Source organism: Sphingomonas sp., assembly GCF_039594485.1.
GTDB lineage: Bacteria > Pseudomonadota > Alphaproteobacteria > Sphingomonadales > Sphingomonadaceae > Sphingomonas.
Map to the genome: position 1 here is coordinate 85,495 of NZ_JBCNNI010000006.1, position 21,243 is coordinate 106,737.

The following is a 21,243-nucleotide window of genomic DNA, read 5'->3' on the forward strand; positions in this document are numbered from 1 at the left end:
CGGGCCAGTCAAACGCCATCGGGAGCTTCCTCTGGCGAAGCAGGAGCGTCGTCGGATCGAAATGATCTTTCCGCCGACAGCCACGAAACGGCTTGGTCTGGATAATACATATCAAATCGATGGGATATAAGGCGCGTCTTTCTTTGCGGCGCGATAGCAGGGCTTTTCGGCGCATTCTCGCTCTGCTCGCGATCCTGGGGGCGATGGCGTCGGCGCTTCCGGGCGTGGCGCGGGCGCAGTCGCTGCCGGAGGAGGAAGGACCATCATCCGCCCTGGCGCTCGACGCGACGCAATATGCGGCCCTGTCCGGCATGTCGCCCGCCGAAGCGCTTCGCGAGTTGCAGGTGCAGGAGGCATCGGTGTCCGTCACCGATGCGCTGGCCCGGGAATTTGCCGACAGGCTGGCGGGCATTTCGGTCGGCCACGCGCCCTTTCATATCGACATTCTGCTGACCGGGGACGCCCCGGTCGCCGATCGGCACATCGTGATTGCGGGCATGCCCGTGCTCGTCCGGTTCCGGGCCGGCGCCTATTCCACCCACCGTCAACTCGTCACCGCGCTGGCGCTGCACCAGACCGAGATCCGCGCGAGCCTCAGCCGGCCGCCGGGCATGGGGATCGATCCGCGCATCGGTGCTCTGGTGGTGATGGTCGCGCGGGCCGATACGCTGGCCGAGCCGGGCGATGCGCTGCGCGACCGGATCGCACGGCTGGCGGGCGTTCCTGTCCGTATCGCCACGCTCGACTCGCCCGATGTCGATCTGGCCGACCTGTCGGGTGGCGCGCGGCTGACCGGGATCGATCCGGGGGATGGGCGGCGCTATGCCTGCACCAGCGGGTTCGTCGTTCGGCGCGGCGACGAGAATGCGGTCATCACCGCCGCTCATTGCCCGGATGATGTCTCGTGGACCGATCCCGGCGGCGTGGCGCACCACCTGCCGTTCCTGGGCCAATGGGGATGGGGGTATCAGGACGTCCAGTTGAATGGCAGCGCAAACCCGCTGTCGCCGCGTTTCTGGAGCGACACGGCCAAGACGATCAGCCGGATGGTGACCGGTTCGCGCGCCCGCGATTCGACGCGCGCGGGCGACATCGTCTGTCATCGCGGTGAGCGGACCGGCTATAGTTGCGCCGAGATCTGGATGCCCGATTTCGCCCCCGCGGGCGATTTGTGCGGAGGAGGCTGTACCCCGACTTGGGTGGCGGTGCGCGGTCCCACCTGTCGCAGCGGCGACAGCGGCGGCCCGGTCTTCCTGGGCGGCGTGGCCTTTGGCATCGTCAAGGGCGGGACCTACCGCGCCGATGGAAGCTGCACCTTCTACTATTATATGTCGCTCGACTTCCTGCCGAGCGGATGGCGGCTGGCGACGGGTTGAGGGATCGCTTGCGGTCGCCTTTGCGTTGGGGCGATGATGACGGAATGCGAAAAGGCGACGGTATGAAAGCGATGATCCTCGACGCGCCTGGCGGGCTCGACCGCCTGCGCATGGTGGAACGGCCCGATCCGGGCACTCCGGGACCGGGCATGATCCGCGTCCGGCTTCACGCCAGTTCGCTCAACTATCATGACTATGGCGTGGTGGCGGGCCGAATGCCGACCGAGGATGGCCGTATCCCCATGTCCGACGGCGCGGGCGTGGTCGAAGCGGTGGGCGACGGCGTGTCCGACTTCGCGATCGGCGATGCGGTCATCTCCTGCTTCTTCCCTGATTGGCAGGACGGCCCGGCGCGGGTCGGCGATTTCACCCGCGTCCCGGGCGACGGCATCGACGGCTATGCGTGCGAGACGGTGGTGGCACCCGCCATCGCCTTCACGCGCGCGCCGCAAGGCTATGACCATGCGCAGGCCGCGACGATCACCACGGCCGGGCTGACGGCGTGGCGCAGCCTGGTCGTCGATGGCGGGCTGAAGGCCGGGGACCGGGTGCTGGTGCTGGGCACGGGCGGCGTTTCGATCTGGGCGCTTCAGATCGCCAAGCTGATGGGTGCGAGCGTCGCCGTCACCTCCTCGTCCGATGCCAAGCTGGAACAGGCGCGGGCGCTGGGAGCGGATCATCTGGTCAATTATCGCAAGCATGCGGACTGGGGTGCCCAGGTCCATGATTGGGCGGGCGAAGGCGTCGATCATGTCATCGAGGTCGGAGGGCCGGCGACGCTGGCCCAGTCGATCGATGCGGTGCGGATCGGTGGGCATATCGGGCTGATCGGCGTGCTGACCGGGATCGAGGGCGCTGTCCCCACCGCCACGCTGATGCGTAAGCAGGCCCGGCTACAGGGTCTGATCGTCGGCAGTCGCCGGATGCAGCAGGAATTCGTCCGCGCGCTGGATGGCACACCCTTGCGTCCCGTGATCGATCGGACCTTTCCACTCGCCGAACTGGCCCAGGCCTTTCGCCATCAGGAAAGCGGCGCGCATTTCGGCAAGATCGCCGTCAACTGGTAGGGGAAGGGGGCAGCAGCATGGACACCCGCGTCGATCCGAACTGGCCGCATGTCGTGATCGTCGGCGCCGGCTTCGGCGGGCTGGCGGCGGCGCAGCAACTGGCGAATGCTCCGGTCCGCGTCACGGTGGTCGACCGCAACAATTATCATCTGTTCGTGCCGCTGCTCTATCAGGTCGCGACGGCGGCCCTGTCCCCCGCCGATGTGGCGGAACCGATCCGGCACCTGCTGGGCCGCTATCCCAATATCCGCGTCGTGCTGGGCGAGGTCGTGCAGGTCGAGACCGGACCGCGCCTGCTCACCCTGTCGACTGGCGAGACGCTGTCCTATGACCGGCTGGTGGTCGCGACCGGTTCGACCAGCAGCTATTTCGGGCATGACGAATGGCGCGACCATGCCCCGGCCTGCAAATCGATCGAGGAGGCGCGCATCATCCGCTCCCGCGTGCTGGGCGCGTTCGAAGAGGCCGAGCGCGACGGGGCGGCCGACCGGGAGGCGCTGATGACCTTCGTGATCGTCGGTGGCGGCCCGACCGGGGTCGAACTGGCGGGCTCGGTCGCCGAACTGGCGCGCCACGCGCTGACGTCGGACTTTCGCCTTATCCGGCCGGAGACGGCACGGGTGATCCTGATCGAGGGCGGGCCGCGCATCCTGTCGGCCTTTCCCGAATCGCTTGCCGACTATGCGCGACGCGCGCTGGAGCGGCTGGGCGTTCGGGTGATGACCGACATGCCGGTCGAGGCGATGACCGATGAAGGGTTGACCGCCGGCGGCCAGTTCATCCCCGCGCGCACCATCCTGTGGGGTGCGGGTGTCGCCCCGACCGGGGCGGCGGCGCTGCTCGGCATCCCGCCGGGGCCGGGCGGTCGCGTCGCGGTCGGCCCTGATCTGCGCGTCGAGGGGCTGGAGAATGTCTATGCGCTCGGCGATGTCGCGGCCTGCATAGGCGAGGATGGCAAGCCGCTGCCCGGCCTTGCGCAGGTCGCGCAGCAGCAGGGGCGGTATCTTGGCAAGGCGTTGCGTGCGCAGTTGGGTGGCGGACGCGATCCGGCTCCCTTCCGGTTCCACAATCGGGGCAATGCCGCGATCATCGGGCGACATGCGGCGGTGTTCGACTTTGGCCGTTATCACCTGCGCGGCTATCCTGCCTGGATGCTATGGGCGATCGTGCATGTCGTGCTGCTGGTCAATTTCGCCCAGCGCATCCGCGTCAGCCTGCAATGGTTCTGGCGTTACCTGACCTATCGGCGCGGCGCCCGTATCATCACATCGCCGATCGTGCGCCGCTGAACCTCGCGGCGATCGGTCAATGCGCCAACTGGGCGCGCAGGTCGGCGAGCGTCGCCCGGATATGCTGGCTGAGCAGCGCGGCCACCTGTGTCTCGTCGCGGGCAAGCCAGGCGTCGAGCAGTGCGCGATGCTCCTCATGTGCCCGATCCTCGCGACCGGCAGGCTTCAGATGCTGGACGACATAGCGTTCCGCCAGAACCTGAAGCCGTTCGATCAGTTGAAAGGTCAGCGCTGCGCCCAGGGGTCGGACCAGCGCCAGATGAAAGGCGCGGTTGAGAAGCGCGACCTCATGCAGAGCGTCGCGCGCCGCCACGTCGAGCGCGTTCAGCGCCTCGCGCGCCGCCGCCTGATCCGTCGGCGAAGCGACCCGACTGGCGCGCGCGGCGGCGTCGGGTTCCAGCGAGAGGCGCAGTTCGTAAATCTCCTCCGCCTCGGCGGCGGCCAGCGAGCGGACGAAAAAGCCGCGATTGGCCTGGCTGGTCAGCAGCCCTTCCTGTTCGAGCCGCGCCAGCGCCTCGCGCAGCGGAATCTTGCTCACCCCCAGTTCGTTGGCCAGTGCATCCTGCCGGATCGGCTGTTCCTCGGGCAGGTCACCGCTGATGATCCGTTCGCGAATGATCGTGAAGATCTGTTCGGACAGGGTGCGAACGACAAGGCTCATGCAATCTCTCGTGCCGACAGGCCGGGAGGAGCCTGCAATATTGGGGGAAAACGGCTGCGTCAAAGCGGTAGCATAGCTCCGAAAATCCCCGATTGCCAAGTATGTGTTGTCAGGCCGGTGGCAGGGACTCGCGCAGTTCGGCGAGCCAGACTGCGGCGGTGCCGTCGGACGGCGCGCGCCAGTCGCCACGCGGCGACAGCGCGCCGCCGGGCGACACCTTGGGACCGTTGGGCAGCGCCGAACGCTTGAACTGGCTCGTCTGGAAAAAGCGGGTCAGGAACCGTTCCAGCCAGTGGCGGATCGTCGGCAGGTCATAGGCGACCCGTGCATCCTCCGGCAGGTCGGCGGGCCAGCCACTCGCCGCCGCATCCCGCCACGCATGCCAGGCGAGGAAGGCGATCTTGGACGGTTTCAGCCCGTAACGGATCACATGATGCGCAAAGAAATCGTTGAGCGCATAGGGGCCGATCATCGCCTCGGTCGACTGCATCGCGCCGCTGGCATCGGCGGGCACCAGCTCGGGCGAAATCTCCTGCGATAGGATGGCGGCCAGCACGTCGTTGGTCGCTGCGTCATACTGGCCGGTACGGATGCACCAGCGGATCAGGAACTGGATCAGCGTCTTGGGGACACCCGCATTGACCGCATAATGGCTCATCTGGTCGCCGACGCCATAGGTGCACCAGCCGAGCGCCAGTTCGGACAGGTCGCCGGTGCCCAGCACGATCCCGCCATGATGATTGGCCAGTCGGAACAGATAGTCGGTGCGCAGGCCCGCCTGCACATTCTCGAAGGTCACGTCATGGACCGGCTCCCCCTTGGCAAAGGGATGGTCCATATCCGCCAGCATCTGCTGCGCGGCGGGGCGGATGTCGATCTCGTCCGCGGTCACGCCCAGCGCGCGCATCAGGGCCCAGGCATGGGCCTTGGTCCCCTCGCTGGTGGCGAAGCCGGGCATGGTGAAGGCCAGGATGCGATCGCGGGTCCAGCCCAGCCGGTCGGTCGCCTTGGCCGCGACGATCAGCGCGTGGGTCGAATCGAGTCCCCCCGACACGCCGATGACCAGCGTCCTGGCGCGGCTGGCCTCCAGCCGCTTGGCCAGCGCCTCGACCTGGATGTTATAGGCTTCGTAGCAATCCTCGTCGCGGCGGGCGGGATCGTCCGGCACGAAGGGAAAGCGGGGCACGGCGCGGCGCAGCCCATGGTCGGCCGGTTCGGCGGCGTGGACGAAGCCGATGCGGCGGAACCGGCTCTCCGGGTGCCCGGCAAGGGCAGCGGCATCGTTGAATGTGCCGAAGCGCAAGCGCTCCTGCACGATCCGTTCGACATCGACATCGGCGGTGGTCAGCGCAGGGGTTCGGCTGAAGCGATCCGACTGGGCCAGCATGTCGCCGAGTTCGTGGACCAGTCCCTGACCGTCCCATGCCAGATCGGTCGTGCTCTCGCCGATCCCCGCGGCAGAATAGACATAGGCACAGGCGGCGCGGGCGGACTGCGCGGCGGCCAGCATCGCACGGTCACGGGCCTTGCCGATGACGATATTGGACGCCGACAGGTTGCAGCAGATCGTCGCCCCCGCCAGCGCGCCCGCCGTCGATGGCGGAGTGGGTGCCCAGTAATCCTCGCAAATCTCGGTATGAAAGACGAAGTCCGGCACATCCTCGGCGGCGAAGATCAGGTCGGTGCCGAAGGGCACGGACTGCCCATCGAGATCGATGGTCAGGCCGGTCAGTCCCGCGCCGCTCGCGAACCAGCGCTTCTCATAATATTCGCGGTAGTTGGGCAGGAAGGTCTTCGGCACGACGCCCAGGATGCGCCCGCGGGCAATCGCCACCGCGCAATTGTAGAGCCGCCCGTTGCGTGGCAACGCCGCCCCGATCACCATGACGGGCGTCAGTGCCGCGCTGGCATCCACCATCTCGCCCAGCGCCTCCAGGGTCGCGCGGTGCATCGCGGCTTGCAGATGGAGGTCGTCGATCGCGTAGGAGGTCAGCGACAATTCGGGAAAGACGATCAGGTCGACGCCATCCTCATCCGCTTGCCGCGCGAGGGCGAGCATCGCCTTCGCATTGGCCAGCGGATCGCCGACCGAGGCGGCGGGCGTCGCGGCGGCGACCCGGATCAGGCCATGCGAATGAAGGGCGTAGAAGGGATGGTCCTGCATCCCACCGGGATAGCGGGCCGGGCAGGGGGGCGCTACCCTGTGTTGGCGGTCGCGGGTTAGCCCACGGGTCAGCATCGTCTGGGCAGGTGAGGACCTTATCCTGCAGCATTTTCGCGAACTGTGGGATAAGCGCAGCGTCGATCCGATGACTGAGGACTAACGATCCATGACCATCACCTTGTACGGCATTCCGAACTGCGACACGATGAAGAAGGCCCGCACCTGGCTCGACCAGCACGGCGTCGCCTATCGCTTTCACAATTACAAAACGGACGGCATCGATGAAGCGACCTTGCGGGCCTGGGTCGATCAGCTGGGTTGGGAGCCGCTGCTCAACCGTGCGGGCACGACCTTCCGCAAGCTGGACGAGGCGGATCGGCAGGACATCGACGCCGACAAGGCGATCCGGCTGATGCAGGCGCAGCCTTCGCTCATCAAGCGGCCGGTGCTCGACCGGGATGGCACGCTGACCATCGGGTTCAAGCCCGAACGCTACGCCGAGATCTTCTGATCGGGCAGGGGGGTGGAGCCTGCGCCCCGGCGGGAGTAAGGCGCAGGTATGTCAACGACCTACACGCTCGACACCGCGACGAGTCGCGCCAATCCCACGCCCGCGCCGATGAAGCGACTGACCGTGCCCGCGATCCGTCGCGCCAAGGGCGGCACGCCGCTGGTTATGCTGACCGCCTATACCGTGCGGTCGGCCCAGCTCCTCGATCCGCATTGCGACATGCTGCTGGTCGGCGACAGCCTGGGGCAGGTGATCTATGGCCTGCCCTCGACGGTGCCCGTCACGCTCCAGATGATGGCGGCGCATGGCGCGGCGGTGGTGCGGGGCAGCTATCATTCGGTCGTGGTCATCGATCTGCCTTTTGGCAGTTATGAGGCGAGCCCGGAAAAGGCGTTCGAGAATGCCGCCTGGCTGCTCAAGGAAACCGGCGCGGCGGCGGTCAAGCTGGAGGGGGGCGTGGCGATGGCGCCCACCGTCCGGTTCCTGGTCGAGCGCGGCATTCCCGTGATGGGGCATGTCGGGTTGACGCCGCAGGCGGTCAACGTGCTCGGCGGGTACGGCGCGCGCGGGCGGACGCCGGAAGAGGCCGAGAAGATCGTGGCCGATGCCGTCGCGGTGGCCGAGGCGGGGGCCTTCTCCGTCGTGATCGAGGGGGTGGTCGAGCCTATCGCGATCGAGATCACCCGGAGCGTCGCCTGTCCGACCATCGGCATCGGCGCGTCGGCCCAGTGCGACGGGCAGGTCCTGGTCGGCGAGGACATGCTGGGCCTGTTCGAACGGACCGCGCGCTTCGTCCGCCGGTACGAAACGATGGGCGACCGCATCGCCGAAGCCGCGCGTAATTACGCCGAGGATGTCCGCGCGCGTCGCTTTCCGGGCGAGGAGCAGATCTATGCGCCCCGGGCGTCCGAGGCATGATGCGGGCCGCTTTGGGCGCCGCCGAATAGCGGAACCCTTTCCACCGGGCGCGCTCCTCGCTAAAGGTCGCGACTTCCTGTTGCCCTGATCCAGAATAGCGGAGCCCGTCTTGGCCCTAACGCCCCAATCCAGCCAGGCCTTTTTGAGCGAGGTCGACGACGAACTGCGTCGCGAAAGGCTGACGAAATTCTGGACCCGCTGGGGCCTGGTGGTCGGCGCGGCCCTCCTGATCGGGCTCGCAGCCTTTGGCGGCTATCTCTATTGGCAGCATCGCCAGCACCAGCAGGCCGCCACCGATGGCGAGCAGCTTCAGGCCGCCTATGACGCGCTGACCGACAACGACACCAAGACCGCCGAGGCCAAGCTGAAGACGCTGGCGGGCGCGGACGTGGATGCGTATCGCACGCTGGCCAGGTTCACCCAGGCCGATATCCTTCTCCAGCGCAATGACCAGAAGGGCGCGGCCGCGCTGTTCGCGGGGATTGCGGGCGATACGTCGCTGGCGCAGCCGTTTCGCGATCTGGCGCTGATTCGCCAGACCATGGCCGAATATGACAGCCTGAAGCCCGATGTGGTGGTCGCCCGGCTCGGCCAGTTGGCGGTGCCCGGCAATGCCTGGTTCGGCAGCGCGGGCGAAATGGTCGCCATCGCCTATCTGCGCCAGAACAAGCGCGCCGAGGCGGGGCGGTTGTTCGGACAGATTGCCAGCGACAAGGATGTGCCCGATACGCTTCGGCAACGTGCGGTTCAGATGGCCGGCGTATTGGGGGTCGATGCTGTCGGCCAGAGCGAGGACACCAAGACCCAATGACGAAGCATTTCCGTACCTCGGCGGCGCTGGCCGCGCTGATGGCGCTGGGCGCCTGCGGGGTATTCAAGTCCGCACCGAAAAAGACCCCCACCGTCGGCAATCGCGTGCCGATCCTGGTGTCGGAGGGCGGGGTCGAGGCGGACAAGACCATCGCCGACGTGCAGGTCCTGCTGCCCGCCCCCGAAACCAATCCCGAATGGTCGCAGCCGGGCGGCAACGCATCCAAGTCGATGGGACAGCTCGCCCTGGCCGAACAGCCGCAGCGGAGCTGGCAAGCGACGATCAACGGCGGTTCGGCGCGCGATCCGCTGGGCGCCGCGCCAGTGGTGGCCGAGAACAAGCTGTTCGTTGTCGATGTCGAGGGCAATCTGGTCGCGCTGGCCGCCGATACCGGGTCGCGACTCTGGTCGACCGCGATCACCGAGGGCGACGAGAATCGCCTTGCGCGGTTCGGCGGCGGCGCCAGCTATGACTCGGGCACGGTCTATGCCACCGATGGCTTGGGGGACGTGATCGCGGCGAACGCGGCCGACGGCAAGGTCCTGTGGCGCGTCAAGCCGAGCGGCCCGCTGCGCGGTTCGCCGACGATCGCCAACGGCAATGTCTATGTCCTCACCCAGGACAATCAGCTTTACGCCATCAACCAGGCCGATGGTAAGGTGGTCTGGTCGGGTCAGGGCACGCTGGAGACGCAGGGTGTGTTCGGCGTCGCGGCCCCTTCGGCGAGCCAGGGCACGGTCGTCGCGGGCTTCTCCAGCGGCGAGCTGAGCGCCTATCGTTACGAGAATGGCCGCCTGCTGTGGCAGGATGCGCTGTCGCGGACCAGCATTTCGACCTCGGTGTCGAGCCTGTCGGACATCGACGCCGCGCCGGTTATCGACCAGGGCCGCGTCTACGCGCTGGGCCAGGGTGGCCGCATGGTCGCGCTGGAACTCTCGACCGGCCAGCGTTTGTGGGAACAGAATTTCGCGGGCATCTCCACCCCGTGGATCGCGGGCGAGTGGATCTTCATCGTCACCGACGACGCCCGGCTGGTCGCACTCGCCCGGTCGAGCGGGAAGGCCCGCTGGATCGCGCAGCTCCAGCGCTTCCACAAGGAGAAGAAGAAGGTCGGCGCGATCACCTGGTTCGGTCCGGTCCTGGCGGGTAACCGCCTGATCCTGACCAATTCCGAGGGCGAGATCGTCTATTGCAACCCCGGCGATGGTTCGGTGGAGGCGACGGTCACGACCAAGACGCCTTTTGCGCTGCCCCCGATCGTGGCGAACGGTGTTTTGTACGTTCTGGACCAGAAGGGGCGGATCACCGCCTATAAGTGATCGATCCCCGCCCCCGGGCTGGCCGGGGGCGGAATATTTGCACCGTGACGAATCCATCGGCTTTCGCTAACGGAGCGCGATGGCAAAACTCCCTATCGTCGCGATCGTCGGCCGTCCCAATGTCGGCAAGTCGACGCTGTTCAACCGTCTGGTCGGCAAGAAGCTGGCGCTGGTCGACGACCGCCCCGGCGTGACACGCGACCGGCGCGAAGGCGACGCGCATCTCCTCGGCCTCGATTTCCGCGTTATCGACACGGCGGGTTACGAGGATGAAGATCCCGACACGCTGCCCGGCCGGATGCGCCGCCAGACCGAGGCCGCGGTCGGCGAGGCCGATGTCGCGCTGTTCCTGGTCGATGCCCGTGCGGGCATCATGCCGCTGGACGAAGAGATCGCCCGCTGGCTGCGCAGTTCGGACACGCCGATCGTGCTGGCTGCCAACAAGGCAGAGGGCCGCGCGGCCGAACAGGGCATTCTCGAGGCGCTGGCGCTGGGCTTTGGTGATCCGGTGCAGCTTTCGGCCGAGCATGGCGAAGGCGTGGGCGACCTGTTCGAGGCGCTGCTGCCCTTCATCGATCGCGAGGTCGAGGAAGAAGAGGATGAGGGCGATCTCGAAAACCCCTTCGCCCCGCTCAAGCTCGCGATCGTCGGTCGCCCCAATGCGGGCAAGTCGACGCTGATCAATCGTTTCCTGGGCCAGGATCGGCTGATCACGGGACCGGAGGCGGGGATCACCCGCGATTCGATCGCGATCGACTGGGAATGGCGCGACCGCGATGGTGAGGTCCGCCAGGTCCGCCTGATCGATACGGCGGGTATGCGTAAAAAGGCCAAGGTGCAGGACAAGCTGGAGAAGCTGTCGGTCGCCGATGCCCTGCGCGCGGTGGATTTCGCCGAGGTGGTGGTGTTGCTGCTCGACGCGACGCTGGGTCTGGAGTCGCAGGACCTGCGCATCGCCGACCGCGTGCTGGAAGAGGGCCGCGCACTGCTGATCGCGCTGAACAAATGGGACGTGGCGGAAAATCCCTCCTCGCTGTTCAACGGCGTGAAGAAGGCTTTGGAGGATGGGCTAAGCCAGGTGAAGGGCGTGCCGCTGCTCGCGGTGTCGGCGGCGACCGGCAAGGGGCTCGACACGTTGATCGAGGCGGCGTTCGAGACGCGCGCCGCCTGGTCGAAGCGGGTGCCGACCGGCGAGCTGAATCGCTGGTTCGAGCGTGCCGTCGATGCCAATCCTCCGCCCGCCCCCGGGGGCAAGCGGATCAAGCTGCGTTACGTGACCCAGGTGAAGTCGCGGCCGCCGAGCTTCGTGATCTTCGGGACGCGGGTGGATCAGTTGCCGGCCAGCTATGAGCGGTATCTCGTGAATTCCATGCGCCGCGAACTGGGCTTCGGCGCGGTCCCGGTGCGCCTGACGCTGCGCGCGCCGAAGAACCCCTTCGGCAACAAGGACTGAGGCGGGGGCGTTCCCCTGGCCTTCTGCTTCGCTCCGGCTGAGCGGAGCCATGGGATGCGCCAGGCATCAGGGGCGGGCCGCCTGGGCCCGCCCCGTTATCTTCAACCCTGAAGATGCGGTGCCGCGCCCGACTTGGGTGCGTCGTTCTCCGCCAGGGCGTTCAACTGGACATAGTTCTGGATGCCCATGCGCTCGATCATCTCGAACTGGCGCTCCAGCGTGTCGACATGCTCTTCCTCGCTGGCGAGGATTCGCTGGAACAGGTCGCGGCTGACATAGTCGCGCACTTCCTCGCAATAGGCGATGGCTTCCTTGAGCTGCGCCACGGCCTCGATCTCGATCGCCAGATCGCCCTTGAGCACCTCTTCGACGGTCTCGCCGATGCGCAGGCGGCCAAGCAACTGGAAGTTGGGCAGGCCGTCCAGGTACAGGATTCGCTCGGCCAGCCAGTCGGCGTGGCGCATCTCGTCGATCGATTCGTGATACTCGAACTGGGCGAGCTTATAGACGCCCCAGTGATCAAGCAGCCGATAATGCAGGAAATACTGATTGATCGCGGTCAGCTCATTCTTGAGTGCCTCGTTCAGAAATTCGATGACCTTGGGGTCGCCCTTTGCTGCCATAACCTGTTCCTTGATGGTTTTGGCCACCCTAAGAACGGGACGAAGCAAATCGCAAGCCTCATTTCATGACGGGGGAATGTCGGCCGGATTGCGCGCGGTGACGATCCAGGCGGCGCCGTCGATCATCACCGCGCGGTCGCCGGGCCTTTCGGCGAAGGCGGCACGGACCGCATCGGCCGCACGGGTGCGAATGGCTTCGGGCTGATCGGCCAGCGCGCGGGACAAAGGGCCCACTTCGAACGCCATCTCCAGCGCGTTCTCGATCGCCGCGGCCCGCGTCTCGCCCATGCCGAACGGGATCGTGCCGTCGAAGGGGGTGACGACGATGTCGACAAATCCCGCCGCCCCCAGAATGCGGAAGATCCGTTCCCTGTCCCCAAGCGAAAAGGGGCCGGGGGCTTCGGGATCTGGCGGCGAGGGAGGCGGAACGATCGCCTTGATCGCGCCCATGGGCAGGCGCACCCAGTCATTCTCTTTCGCCTCCCGCCAGCAGACAAAGGCCAGCCGCCCGCCCGGCGTCAAGGCGCGGCGCAGATGCGCGAAGGCCCCGGCGGGATCGTCGAAGAACATGACGCCGAAGCGGGAGAACAGCAGATCGAAAGCGCCCTCGGCCAGCGAGGTACGGGCGGCGTCCGCAAGTTCGAAAGCGACCGGCGCTCCGGCCGGCGTCAATTCCCGTGCGCGCAGGATCAGCGGTTCCGAGATGTCCACGCCCCGGACATGGCCTTGCGGCCCGACGCGGTCGGCCAGCGCGAAGCTCGACGCCCCCGCGCCGCAGCCGATGTCCAGCACGATTTCGCCCCGCAAGGGCGCGGCCGCGTCGATCGTCGCCTCGCCGAAGGCGGACAGTATCTGGTCGAGCCGGGTCTGATTGGCGGCCCAGCGCTCCCCGCTTTGGCCGTTCCAGTCCGCGCGTTGCAAGACATTCCCATTTGACATAGCGACTCCTATTGCGAAGCATTATCATATAGGATATTGGCTCGCAACAAGAAAGGCCGCTCGTGCCCGACTGTCGAGGAAACCAGGGATGACCCAACGCCAGAGCCGATCCCAGAGCCGATCGATACAGATCAAGCCACCAATCCGTTTCGGCGCGGCATGGGGCGGCTGTCTCGCAGCTATGGGCCGATCGGTCCCGAAGCGGGCGGCATGAGCCTGCCCACCTTCATCCCGCCAACGGGGGCGCCCTTCGAAACCGCGCGGCTCCTCACGGCCGCGACTCGGTGCTGGCGTCACGCCCGCGATGACGGCAAGCCGGTTCAGCAGGCACTCCACCGAATGCTTGTGCCGCATCGCTGCGAGATGCTGGCGCCGGTGTTCGACAGCTATCTGACGCTATGCGAGGCCGCGCTTGGCCGCTGTATCGCAGTGGGAGAGGGCGCGCAGTCGCCCGACGAGCGACTGCTGCTCGGCCTGCTTGATGGCTCGATGCGTCGTCGCAACTGCATCGACTGCGCCCGCGGTCCGGCCAGCGCACTCGACTGTGCGATTTGTTCGACCCGCATCATGCTGGCGATGACGCTCAGCCAACCGGGAGGACGGATGCTGCAATGATCCAGCATGATGCCGACCGATCCGCACACCCCGGTCACGAAGGACGCCCACCAAATGGGGCCGGGATCGCGGCCTTCGCCCTGCCGCAAAACAAGGCCCGCGCTTCGTTTCCTTTCCGCTTTTGAGGACCGCCCGATGACGAAATGTTCGATGCTGCTGATCGCCACGCTCGCGCTGCTGCCCGTGCCTGCTCATGCCGATGGCCCGGTCAAGCAGGGGGTGGCCGAAGCGCAGGCGGCCAAGGCGGCCGACCGGGCGGAGATCCTGGCGATGGCGGGCAATTACAAGGTCCGCTTCGACATGCAGGAAACGACGCCGTGGCAGGCCGGCTATGTCCCGCTGGAGCGCAAGATTTCGGGCGGGAACGAAGTGGTGCGCGTGATCGAGGACACGCCCGACCATATCGCCCTCCAGCACCTGCTCGTCGTCGAGCATGATGGCAAGACCCAGGTCATCAAACATTGGCGGCAGGACTGGGATTATCAGCCGACGCGCGTTCTGGTCTATGCGGGGCAGGGCAAATGGGTGTGGGAGGTAGTGCCAGAGCGGATGCGCGCCGGACGCTGGTCCCAGACCGTTTATCAGGTCGATGACAGCCCGCGCTATGCCGGATGGGGCCAGTTCGAGACGCAGGCGGGCATCCGCCGCTGGCGGTCGAACTGGACCTGGCGCCCGCTGGCCCGCCGCGATGCCGTGCGCCATCCGGTCTATGACCGCTATTACGCGATCAACCGCCAACAGCCGACGCCGACCGGATGGGTGCATTGGCAGGACAATACGAAGATGGGCGTGAAGGACGGCAAGGTCGTTCCGATCGTCCAGGAATCGGTGCTCAACAGCTATGAGCGTTTCGGCGGTTATGACGTGAAGGCCGCCGACGACTATTGGGCGAGGACCAGGGATTACTGGGCGGCGGTGCGCGCGGCGTGGACACGGGTCGCCGACACGAAGGGCGGCATTGCGATCCAGGAGGAGCCGGAGACCGGCACCGTGATCAGCGGTCGCCTTCTGGCGATTGCGGACGAAATCCGGTCGGACAAGACGACGACCGCGGCTGGTACGGCCGAGGCGATCGCGCTGATCGACGGTCGCACGACCAGGATCGATTGACCCGGCGGTCGATGGCGTGCGGCGGAACGGGCGCCGCACGCCTGACGGCTATCCGCTATTGGCGCCGAGACATGAGGGCAGCGGCTCTGGCGTGATCGGGGCAATAGCGTCGGACTCCCTTCGCAGCGCGAACGAAGTAATTCCTATCGATGAAGTAGAGAATATGTCGTTGTCGGTGTGGCTGCGAGCCTTATGACGATCGGGCGGCCGCGCGACTGGTCGCCAAAAAGGGGAGCAGATATGATCGGCAAGAGACTTCTGGCGGTGGCCGCCACGGCCCTGATCGCGGCCACTCCGGCGCTGGCCACCCCTGCGGCGACGGACCCGGTCGCATCGGTGGAGCGGCAGGCACCGAAGGATGCGCCCAATTTCCTGGTCATCGTGGCGGATGATCTGGGCTGGTCCGATCTGGGGGCGTTCGGCGGCGAGATTGCGACACCCAATCTGGACGCGCTGGCGCTGTCGGGCGTGCGCTTCACGGGGTTCCACACCGCGCCCACCTGTTCGCCGACCCGATCGATGCTGATGAGCGGGGTCGACAATCATGAGGCCGGGCTTGGCACCATGGCGGAACTGCTGGATCCCACCACCGAGGGGCGACCCGGCTATGAGGGTTATCTGAACGACCGTGTCGCCTCGATCGCCGAATTGCTGCGCGCGGGCGGCTATGCGACGCTGATGGCGGGCAAATGGCATCTCGGCCTGACCCCCGATCGGGAGCCCGCCGCGCGTGGCTTCGAACACAGTTTTGCGCTTCTCCAGGGCCTGTCCAACCATTTCGGCGAGGATCAGAACGAGGCGTGGACCAAGGCTGAACTCGCCCCGAGCTACCGCGACGACGGCAAGCCCGCGGCCTTGCCCAAGGGAGCCTATTCGGCGGATTATTTCGCGGATCGGCTGATCGGTTATCTCGACTCCGCGGCGAAGTCGGGGGATCGGCGTCCCTTCTTCGCCTATCTGCCCTTCACCACGCCCCATTGGCCGCTCCAGGCCCCGGCGGAGACGATTTCCAAATATAAGGGGCGCTATGACGCGGGTTATGAAGCGCTCCGCGCCGAGCGGTTGACGCGGCAGAAGGCGCTGGGGCTGGTGCCCGCCGACGCGGTGCCGCACACGGTCGAACTCGCGAAGCCCTGGGCCTCGCTGACCCCGGCCGAGCGGGCGGTCGAGGCGCGCAAGATGGAGGTCTATGCCGCCATGGTCGATCGGATGGACCAGAATGTCGGTCGCGTCATCGCCGCGCTGAAGGCGGAAGGTCGGCTCGACAATACGATCATCCTGTTCTTCGCCGACAATGGCCCGGAGGGGAATGACATCCACGCCCCCAATGCGCGCTTCAAGGCGGGCAAGTCCGACACGCCTCCACCCTCGCCCGAGCAACTGGGCATCGACAACAGCCTGGACAATATCGGCAAGGGCACCAGCTATCTCGGCTATGGGCCCGGCTGGGCGCAGGCCAATTCGGTCCCGTCCTGGCTGGTCAAGGGCTATACCACCGAGGGGGGCATTCGCGTCAGCGCCTTTGCCGCCGGGCGTGGCGTGAAGGGGGGAGGGCGGATCGCCAACGCCGATCTGGACGTGCGCGATGTCGCGCCGACGCTGCTCGATTATGCGGGGCTGCGCCAGCCGAGCGAGTTTGCCGGCCACCCGATCCTTCCCTTTGAAGGGCATAGCCTGCGTCCCGTGCTGAGCGCGGAGGCCGCGGGGATACGCGGGGCGGATGAGACTTTGGGCTATGAACTCTTCTTCCGCCGGGCCCTGCGCAAGGGCGACTGGAAGGTGGTCTATCTGCCGGCGCCGACCAATCGCTATACGCGCAGCGGCGTCAGCACCGGGCGCTGGCAGCTCTTCAACATCGCCGCGGACCCCGGCGAGACGAAGGACCTTGCCACCGCCGAGCCCGTGCGGCTCGCCGAGCTGGTCGCGGCCTATGAGCAATATGCCAAGGCCAAGGGCGTGGTGCCGCTGCCCACCACAGCCGAAGCCAGCCCGGCTGCGGCGGCGCGGCCGTGAGGCGGGGGGCGGCGCTGCTGCTGGCATTGGCGGCGACCGCCACGCTTGGCGCACGGGAGGGCCAGCCGGTGCATCGTTGCCTTGCGCAGGATGGCATCGTCGCCGTTCCTGCGGGCACCGTGTTGCTGGGCGAGGACGGCGCGGACCGGCCGGGGCGGCCGGTGCGGGTCGCGGCGTTCCGTATCGACGCGCATGAGGTCACCAACCGCCAGTTCGCGGCTTTTGTCGCGGCGACCGGCTATCGCACCCAGGCCGAAAAGGAGGGCGCTTCGGCCCTGTTCGTCTCGCCCACCGAGCCCGTGTCGCTCGACGATGCCGCGCGCTGGTGGCGCTGGACCAAGGGGGCGGACTGGCGGCATCCCACGGGGCCGGGCAGCGACCTGGCCGGCCGGGCGGACGAGCCGGTCGTCCATGTCGATCGCGACGATGCGGCGGCCTATGCCCGCTGGGCTGGCGGCGCATTGCCCACCACCGAGCAATGGGAGCGGGCGGCGCGCGGCAACCAGAATGCGACGCGCGATCCGATCGACTGGGCCTTCGACCACGGCAAGCCCCGCGCCAATGTTTGGGAGGGTGTGTTTCCGATCCGCGACACGGGCGATGACGGCTATGCCGGGATCGCGCCCGTCGGATGTTTCGAGGCCAACGACCTAGGCGTGTACGACATGGTCGGCAATGTCTGGGAATGGGTGGCGGGCGAGGGGGCTGTCGGGCTGGTCAAGGGCGGCAGCTATCTGTGCGCGATGAACTACTGCGCCAACTTCCGCCCGGCCGCCTATCAGGCGCAGGAGCATGACCTGCCGACATCGCATATCGGGTTTCGGGTGGCCTATCCCCTCGACACCCCGTCGGGCGGCGTCCGCCGGTCCTAGGCGAGCGTGCAGGCGAGGACGATCCAGCGGCGCGTCCGCCGTACTGTCCCGATCCGCCACTCCCGTCCCGTTCGCGCGAGGAAAATGCGTTGAAGGTTTGCCGCATGCTGGGCGAAGTCGTGGAAATCGATCCGGTGATGCGCGAGCACCAGCGTCCCTCCGCGACGCAGCGCGCGAGCGACGTCCTGGGCGGTTCGCTCCATGGCACGGGGCGAAAGATAGTAGAGAAGCTCCGCGATCACGATCCGGTCATAGCGCGTCTGCGGAAAACGGGCGGGCACGGCGAGTTGGATCGCGCGGGCACGCTTGCCCCGGGGCGCGAGCGCCGACGCGACCAGCGCTGTGCCCGATCTGGTCGCCTCCGTCGCGTCCAGCCTGAGCGCCCGGGCGGCGAGCGCGCGGCTGTTCGACCCGTTGCCTGCCGCGAGTTCCAGGACGCGGCCGTGCGGGCCCGGACCGATCGCGTGGAGGATCGCGCGGCGCTTCACCGCCTCGTCCCGGTTCGAGAAGGTCCGCCACGGATCGGAATCGCTCGCAAAAGTCCGCTCGAACCCGGTGAGGGTGATCGGCTTTTTCATCCGCGCGTCGTCCTGAACATTTCATACGGAGGACTGAATGCCGCGATCTGGCGCCGCGTCATCGAAAAGCCGTTCGGGTCGTCGGTGATGCGGCCCGCCTGCGTGGCATAGCTTCGGATCGCGTGACGCTTTGCCAGTCTTTCCTGCGCGGTCAGCGGGATCCTGCGCGCGCCGCGCAGTCCTTGTCCTGCGGGCCATATGGGATAGCGCCACCAATGCACCCCCGCTTGCCGACCCGCCGCGTCCGCCACGACCCGGTGGTCGGGATGAGCATCCCCCATGGTGGGAGCCAGCGCGAGCAGCGGCTTGGGCAAGGCCCGTGCGGCGCGCGCCACATGGCGGCGGACCTGGGCAACATGGTCGCCCAGCCGACCATCGGGCAGGTCGAGGAACGCGATCGCACCGCCGGCCACCCCGATGCGGCGCATCGCGCGGCGTGTTTCGCGCCGGCGCTCGCGCGTCAGCCGGTCTTTCGGCCAGGCCATGCTGCCGGGATGGGACGCGGCACCGTCGCTCACCACCAGGATCGCCACGCATATGCCACGCCGCGCCAGGCGCGAGATCAGCGCGTGCGCCGCGATCGCCTCGTCATCGGGGTGCGGCGCCACGACCAGCAGAGCGCGCGGGCGGACGGTCGCGGGTTTCACAGCGATGCCCGGAGGATTCCCGCGGCGACGGCCGCGCCGACCAGCATCCGCTGACCGTCCGGGTTCGGCTGGCGCAGATACATGGAGAGGTCGGTGATCGTCGTCGCCAGTGGGTGGCGGAGGAACAGCGCCTGGACACCGACCGCCTCCTGCGCGAGTCCAAGCGCTTCGCTCCCTGCGGCATAGACGGCAGCGCGCGCGGCGGCGACGAGCGGCAGGCGTGCGGTCTCGTCCCCGAACCAGCCGTCCGCAGCGCGACGCACCGCCGCCGCCGCATCCTCCGCCAGCGCATGGAGCCTGGCAAGCCGTCCGGCCTGATGCGGATCGCCCGCGCGTCCCGCCGCGACGAGGTGGTCGCGCACCTCATCGACCAGTCGTGCGACGCCGCCAGCCTGAACCGCCGCGAACCGCAAGGCTCCGCCGCTGAACCATGGCTCGCGGATATAATCGCCGGGAGAGCCGATCAGCGCTTCGGCCTCGACGGGCACATTGTTCCAATGCACGACATGGGTTTCAGAGCGCTGCATGCCGACCACGCGCCAGACGTCGCGATCGATCATGGGCGGCTGGGCGGCGAGATCGAGCAGCAGGAGTTGTCGCCCGCCGTCCCGTTCGATGGTGACGAGAGCGTGCGACAGGAGCCCCGCGCCGGATGCGAAGCTCTTGCCACCGTTCAGACGTCCGTCCGCCATGGACAGGGGATCGCCCGGCAGGTCGGCATTCCATACGCCGAGTGCGGCCCCGGCACGCACAGCGTCCATCAGCCGCGCGCGCTGTGCCTTGGTGCCATAGCGCATGACGATCTGTATCGCGTCGACATGCCCTTCGAACAGTCGGCCGAGCGGAAGGTCCTCGCGCCCGACCCGGTAGAGCAGGCGCAGCAAGGCGAGCAGCGTTGCGGCATCGCGCGGATCGTCATAGCCCTGCAACTCGCCGCTCAGCGATCTGATGCGCGCGCGCAGATCGCTCATGCCGCCCGCACCGCTGCGATGTCGGGGAGGAGCGCCGTCAGCGCGATCTCGGCCGTGGCGAGCGGGACCTGCCGCATTCCGCCGGGCGCCGTCGGGACTACGCGCATCGCAAAGGCCTCCCCATTCGGGCAGTCGCGCGCCACGCCCAGCAGATGATCGGTGCCGAGCCCGATCGCGTCGCATAGCAGGCCGAGGTCGCCGCTCGCATAGGCATGACGGGCAAGGGCGTGGTTGCGATATTGCCAGAGCTGGTCGGCGGGGTGGGTGACGCGGACATGGCCGATGCCATCCCGGTCGAGCGCGCAAAGCGCCGTCGCGAGGCCGCCGGGCGCGCGGCCGGATCGGCGGGCCGATGTGTAGACGACGCTTCCCGCATCCCGGCGCACGCGCAGCCCCGCACGGGATGCATCGTCGACCAGTCGCGCGTCCTCGCCGCTGGTCAGCGGTGCGAAGCCGCCTAGCGCCACATAGACCTCCGCTCGCATCGCCATATTGGCCCCGCTGGCCCGATGATGTGTTTGCGGTGCTTCCCACTCGACCGGATCGACATGCCGGCGCAGGGTGAACAGGCGCGCATAATAATGCTCGATCCGATCCTGGTCGGCGTCGCTTCGCCCCGTCCTGCGGATCACATCCCCGGCGACCAGATCGGCATGGTCGAGCGCGGCGATGGTCGCGTGCAGCCAGTCCGGGCGCGGCCTACTGTCCGCGTCGGTGGTGAGCAGGATGCCACTCGAGGGCCCCAAGGCCGCGATGCCGAGCCGCATCGCGGCGTCCCGTGCCGCACCGACATTGGCCGCCGATCCTTGCGTCGTCGCGACATGCACCCGGTGCCGAGACCGCCGAGTATAGTCCATGGCTGTCCTGGCGCTCGCATCCGTGCAGCCATCAAGCAACAGGCAGAGATGCACCTCGGCATCTGCGGGCAGCGCAAGCTGATCAATGCCCTGGAACAGTCGGGGCAAGCGCGCGGCCTCGTTGCGGGCGGGAATGCAGATTGCGAGTGACAATGCGGTATCACCCCCTTTGGCTACGCGACTCAATGGGTGATCTCGCGTTCATTACCACCGTCCTGGTATCGGATGTGATCCGCGTGCGCCCCGGTCGTGATGCCACCGCCAGTCGATCGCTTCGTCATCATGGCAAAGTCCCGACTTGTCATTTTTTGGGACGGTTGGCGCCGTGTGCATTCCGCCATGCGACCTCCTCATCGGTTTTCCGGTATGCAGAAGTGGTCTCAACCTGCTGAATTCAAGCTATCTTCGTAACGAGCCGGACGCGATGTGGTTCAATCGGCCAGTGCGCG

General features: G+C 67.3%; 20 protein-coding genes. 12 read left to right on the forward strand and 8 right to left on the reverse strand.

What is annotated here, in order from left to right; all coding sequences use genetic code 11:
• Positions 1-203: 203 nt before the first annotated feature.
• The 3 genes from ABDV78_RS04135 (at position 204) to ABDV78_RS04145 (ending at position 3,732) form a co-directional block, all read left to right on the forward strand.
• The gene (locus tag ABDV78_RS04135) at positions 204-1,376 is read left to right on the forward strand and encodes a hypothetical protein (RefSeq protein WP_343525948.1); all 1,173 of its coding nucleotides are present in this window, start codon (positions 204-206) and stop codon (positions 1,374-1,376) included.
• A 62-nt stretch (positions 1,377-1,438) separates the two neighbouring features.
• The gene (locus ABDV78_RS04140; protein ID WP_343525949.1) at positions 1,439-2,443 is read left to right on the forward strand and encodes an NAD(P)-dependent alcohol dehydrogenase; all 1,005 of its coding nucleotides are present in this window, start codon (positions 1,439-1,441) and stop codon (positions 2,441-2,443) included.
• 17 nt (positions 2,444-2,460) lie between these two features.
• Positions 2,461-3,732: an NAD(P)/FAD-dependent oxidoreductase gene (locus tag ABDV78_RS04145; RefSeq protein WP_343525950.1), complete on the forward strand. Its 1,272-nt coding sequence runs from the start codon at positions 2,461-2,463 to the stop codon at positions 3,730-3,732.
• Between the two features lie 16 nt (positions 3,733-3,748).
• Here ABDV78_RS04145 and ABDV78_RS04150 read toward each other — a convergent pair whose 3' ends face one another.
• Together ABDV78_RS04150 and ABDV78_RS04155 are read right to left on the reverse strand one after the other, a co-directional pair.
• Complete coding sequence (locus ABDV78_RS04150) at positions 3,749-4,393, reverse strand: GntR family transcriptional regulator (protein ID WP_343525951.1); 645 nt, start codon at positions 4,391-4,393, stop codon at positions 3,749-3,751.
• A gap of 109 nt (positions 4,394-4,502) precedes the next feature.
• Positions 4,503-6,557: an NAD(+) synthase gene (locus tag ABDV78_RS04155; RefSeq protein ID WP_343525952.1), complete on the reverse strand. Its 2,055-nt coding sequence runs from the start codon at positions 6,555-6,557 to the stop codon at positions 4,503-4,505.
• 166 nt (positions 6,558-6,723) lie between these two features.
• Between ABDV78_RS04155 and ABDV78_RS04160 the strand changes: the two genes are divergently transcribed.
• The 5 genes from ABDV78_RS04160 (at position 6,724) to der (ending at position 11,569) form a co-directional block, all read left to right on the forward strand.
• Positions 6,724-7,068 carry an ArsC family reductase gene (locus tag ABDV78_RS04160; protein WP_343525954.1) on the forward strand — a complete coding sequence of 115 codons (345 nt, stop codon included), beginning with the start codon at positions 6,724-6,726 and terminating at the stop codon, positions 7,066-7,068.
• A 48-nt stretch (positions 7,069-7,116) separates the two neighbouring features.
• Positions 7,117-7,986 (forward strand): 3-methyl-2-oxobutanoate hydroxymethyltransferase, encoded by an 870-nt coding sequence (panB, locus tag ABDV78_RS04165; RefSeq protein WP_343525955.1) that lies wholly within the window; start codon positions 7,117-7,119, stop codon positions 7,984-7,986.
• Positions 7,987-8,095: 109 nt separating this feature from the next.
• Positions 8,096-8,797 carry a tetratricopeptide repeat protein gene (locus ABDV78_RS04170; RefSeq protein ID WP_343525956.1) on the forward strand — a complete coding sequence of 234 codons (702 nt, stop codon included), beginning with the start codon at positions 8,096-8,098 and terminating at the stop codon, positions 8,795-8,797.
• A complete protein-coding gene (locus tag ABDV78_RS04175; RefSeq protein WP_343525957.1) occupies positions 8,794-10,116 on the forward strand; it encodes a PQQ-binding-like beta-propeller repeat protein in 1,323 nt (440 codons plus the stop codon). The genes ABDV78_RS04170 and ABDV78_RS04175 overlap by 4 nt, the downstream gene beginning before the upstream one ends.
• Positions 10,117-10,195: 79 nt before the next feature.
• Positions 10,196-11,569, forward strand: a complete 1,374-nt coding sequence (der, locus tag ABDV78_RS04180; RefSeq protein ID WP_343525958.1) for a ribosome biogenesis GTPase Der — start codon at positions 10,196-10,198, stop codon at positions 11,567-11,569.
• Positions 11,570-11,670: 101 nt separating this feature from the next.
• On the opposite strand, the gene bfr is transcribed toward der, so the two are convergent.
• Both bfr and ABDV78_RS04190 read right to left on the reverse strand, forming a co-directional pair.
• On the reverse strand, positions 11,671-12,192 hold the full coding sequence (bfr, locus tag ABDV78_RS04185) for a bacterioferritin (RefSeq protein WP_343525959.1): 522 nt from the start codon (positions 12,190-12,192) through the stop codon (positions 11,671-11,673).
• 63 nt (positions 12,193-12,255) lie between these two features.
• Positions 12,256-13,113, reverse strand: a complete 858-nt coding sequence (locus ABDV78_RS04190) for a class I SAM-dependent methyltransferase (RefSeq protein WP_343525960.1) — start codon at positions 13,111-13,113, stop codon at positions 12,256-12,258.
• 177 nt (positions 13,114-13,290) lie between these two features.
• Between ABDV78_RS04190 and ABDV78_RS04195 the strand changes: the two genes are divergently transcribed.
• The 4 genes from ABDV78_RS04195 (at position 13,291) to ABDV78_RS04210 (ending at position 17,741) form a co-directional block, all read left to right on the forward strand.
• Positions 13,291-13,746 carry a hypothetical protein gene (locus ABDV78_RS04195; protein ID WP_343525961.1) on the forward strand — a complete coding sequence of 152 codons (456 nt, stop codon included), beginning with the start codon at positions 13,291-13,293 and terminating at the stop codon, positions 13,744-13,746.
• 135 nt (positions 13,747-13,881) lie between these two features.
• Positions 13,882-14,856: a DUF6607 family protein gene (locus ABDV78_RS04200; RefSeq protein ID WP_343525962.1), complete on the forward strand. Its 975-nt coding sequence runs from the start codon at positions 13,882-13,884 to the stop codon at positions 14,854-14,856.
• 240 nt (positions 14,857-15,096) lie between these two features.
• The gene (locus ABDV78_RS04205) at positions 15,097-16,869 is read left to right on the forward strand and encodes an arylsulfatase (protein WP_343525963.1); all 1,773 of its coding nucleotides are present in this window, start codon (positions 15,097-15,099) and stop codon (positions 16,867-16,869) included.
• A complete protein-coding gene (locus tag ABDV78_RS04210) occupies positions 16,866-17,741 on the forward strand; it encodes an SUMF1/EgtB/PvdO family nonheme iron enzyme (RefSeq protein WP_343525964.1) in 876 nt (291 codons plus the stop codon). Before ABDV78_RS04205 ends, ABDV78_RS04210 begins: the two co-directional genes overlap by 4 nt.
• Here the strand turns inward: ABDV78_RS04210 and ABDV78_RS04215 are convergent.
• The 4 genes from ABDV78_RS04215 to ABDV78_RS04230 are packed head-to-tail and all read right to left on the reverse strand — an operon-like array spanning position 17,738 to position 20,947.
• Positions 17,738-18,319 carry a class I SAM-dependent methyltransferase gene (locus ABDV78_RS04215; RefSeq protein ID WP_343525965.1) on the reverse strand — a complete coding sequence of 194 codons (582 nt, stop codon included), beginning with the start codon at positions 18,317-18,319 and terminating at the stop codon, positions 17,738-17,740. The two genes, ABDV78_RS04210 and ABDV78_RS04215, sit on opposite strands and share 4 nt — an antisense overlap.
• Positions 18,316-18,966 carry a PIG-L family deacetylase gene (locus ABDV78_RS04220; protein WP_343525966.1) on the reverse strand — a complete coding sequence of 217 codons (651 nt, stop codon included), beginning with the start codon at positions 18,964-18,966 and terminating at the stop codon, positions 18,316-18,318. Before ABDV78_RS04220 ends, ABDV78_RS04215 begins: the two co-directional genes overlap by 4 nt.
• The gene (locus tag ABDV78_RS04225; protein WP_343525967.1) at positions 18,963-19,937 is read right to left on the reverse strand and encodes an acyl-CoA dehydrogenase; all 975 of its coding nucleotides are present in this window, start codon (positions 19,935-19,937) and stop codon (positions 18,963-18,965) included. The genes ABDV78_RS04220 and ABDV78_RS04225 overlap by 4 nt, the downstream gene beginning before the upstream one ends.
• On the reverse strand, positions 19,934-20,947 hold the full coding sequence (locus tag ABDV78_RS04230; RefSeq protein WP_343525968.1) for a glycosyltransferase: 1,014 nt from the start codon (positions 20,945-20,947) through the stop codon (positions 19,934-19,936). The genes ABDV78_RS04225 and ABDV78_RS04230 overlap by 4 nt, the downstream gene beginning before the upstream one ends.
• Positions 20,948-21,243 lie beyond the last annotated feature (296 nt).

Coding starts and splice junctions, on each gene's coding strand:
- ABDV78_RS04135 (WP_343525948.1), top strand. CDS start 204: ATGGCGTCGGCGCTTCCGGGCGTGGCGCGGGCGCAGTCGCTGCCGGAG.
- ABDV78_RS04140 (WP_343525949.1), top strand. CDS start 1,439: ATGAAAGCGATGATCCTCGACGCGCCTGGCGGGCTCGACCGCCTGCGC.
- ABDV78_RS04145 (WP_343525950.1), top strand. CDS start 2,461: ATGGACACCCGCGTCGATCCGAACTGGCCGCATGTCGTGATCGTCGGC.
- ABDV78_RS04150 (WP_343525951.1), bottom strand. CDS start 4,393: ATGAGCCTTGTCGTTCGCACCCTGTCCGAACAGATCTTCACGATCATT.
- ABDV78_RS04155 (WP_343525952.1), bottom strand. CDS start 6,557: ATGCAGGACCATCCCTTCTACGCCCTTCATTCGCATGGCCTGATCCGG.
- ABDV78_RS04160 (WP_343525954.1), top strand. CDS start 6,724: ATGACCATCACCTTGTACGGCATTCCGAACTGCGACACGATGAAGAAG.
- panB (WP_343525955.1), top strand. CDS start 7,117: ATGTCAACGACCTACACGCTCGACACCGCGACGAGTCGCGCCAATCCC.
- ABDV78_RS04175 (WP_343525957.1), top strand. CDS start 8,794: ATGACGAAGCATTTCCGTACCTCGGCGGCGCTGGCCGCGCTGATGGCG.
- der (WP_343525958.1), top strand. CDS start 10,196: ATGGCAAAACTCCCTATCGTCGCGATCGTCGGCCGTCCCAATGTCGGC.
- bfr (WP_343525959.1), bottom strand. CDS start 12,192: ATGGCAGCAAAGGGCGACCCCAAGGTCATCGAATTTCTGAACGAGGCA.
- ABDV78_RS04195 (WP_343525961.1), top strand. CDS start 13,291: ATGGGGCGGCTGTCTCGCAGCTATGGGCCGATCGGTCCCGAAGCGGGC.
- ABDV78_RS04200 (WP_343525962.1), top strand. CDS start 13,882: ATGACGAAATGTTCGATGCTGCTGATCGCCACGCTCGCGCTGCTGCCC.
- ABDV78_RS04205 (WP_343525963.1), top strand. CDS start 15,097: ATGATCGGCAAGAGACTTCTGGCGGTGGCCGCCACGGCCCTGATCGCG.
- ABDV78_RS04215 (WP_343525965.1), bottom strand. CDS start 18,319: ATGAAAAAGCCGATCACCCTCACCGGGTTCGAGCGGACTTTTGCGAGC.
- ABDV78_RS04225 (WP_343525967.1), bottom strand. CDS start 19,937: ATGAGCGATCTGCGCGCGCGCATCAGATCGCTGAGCGGCGAGTTGCAG.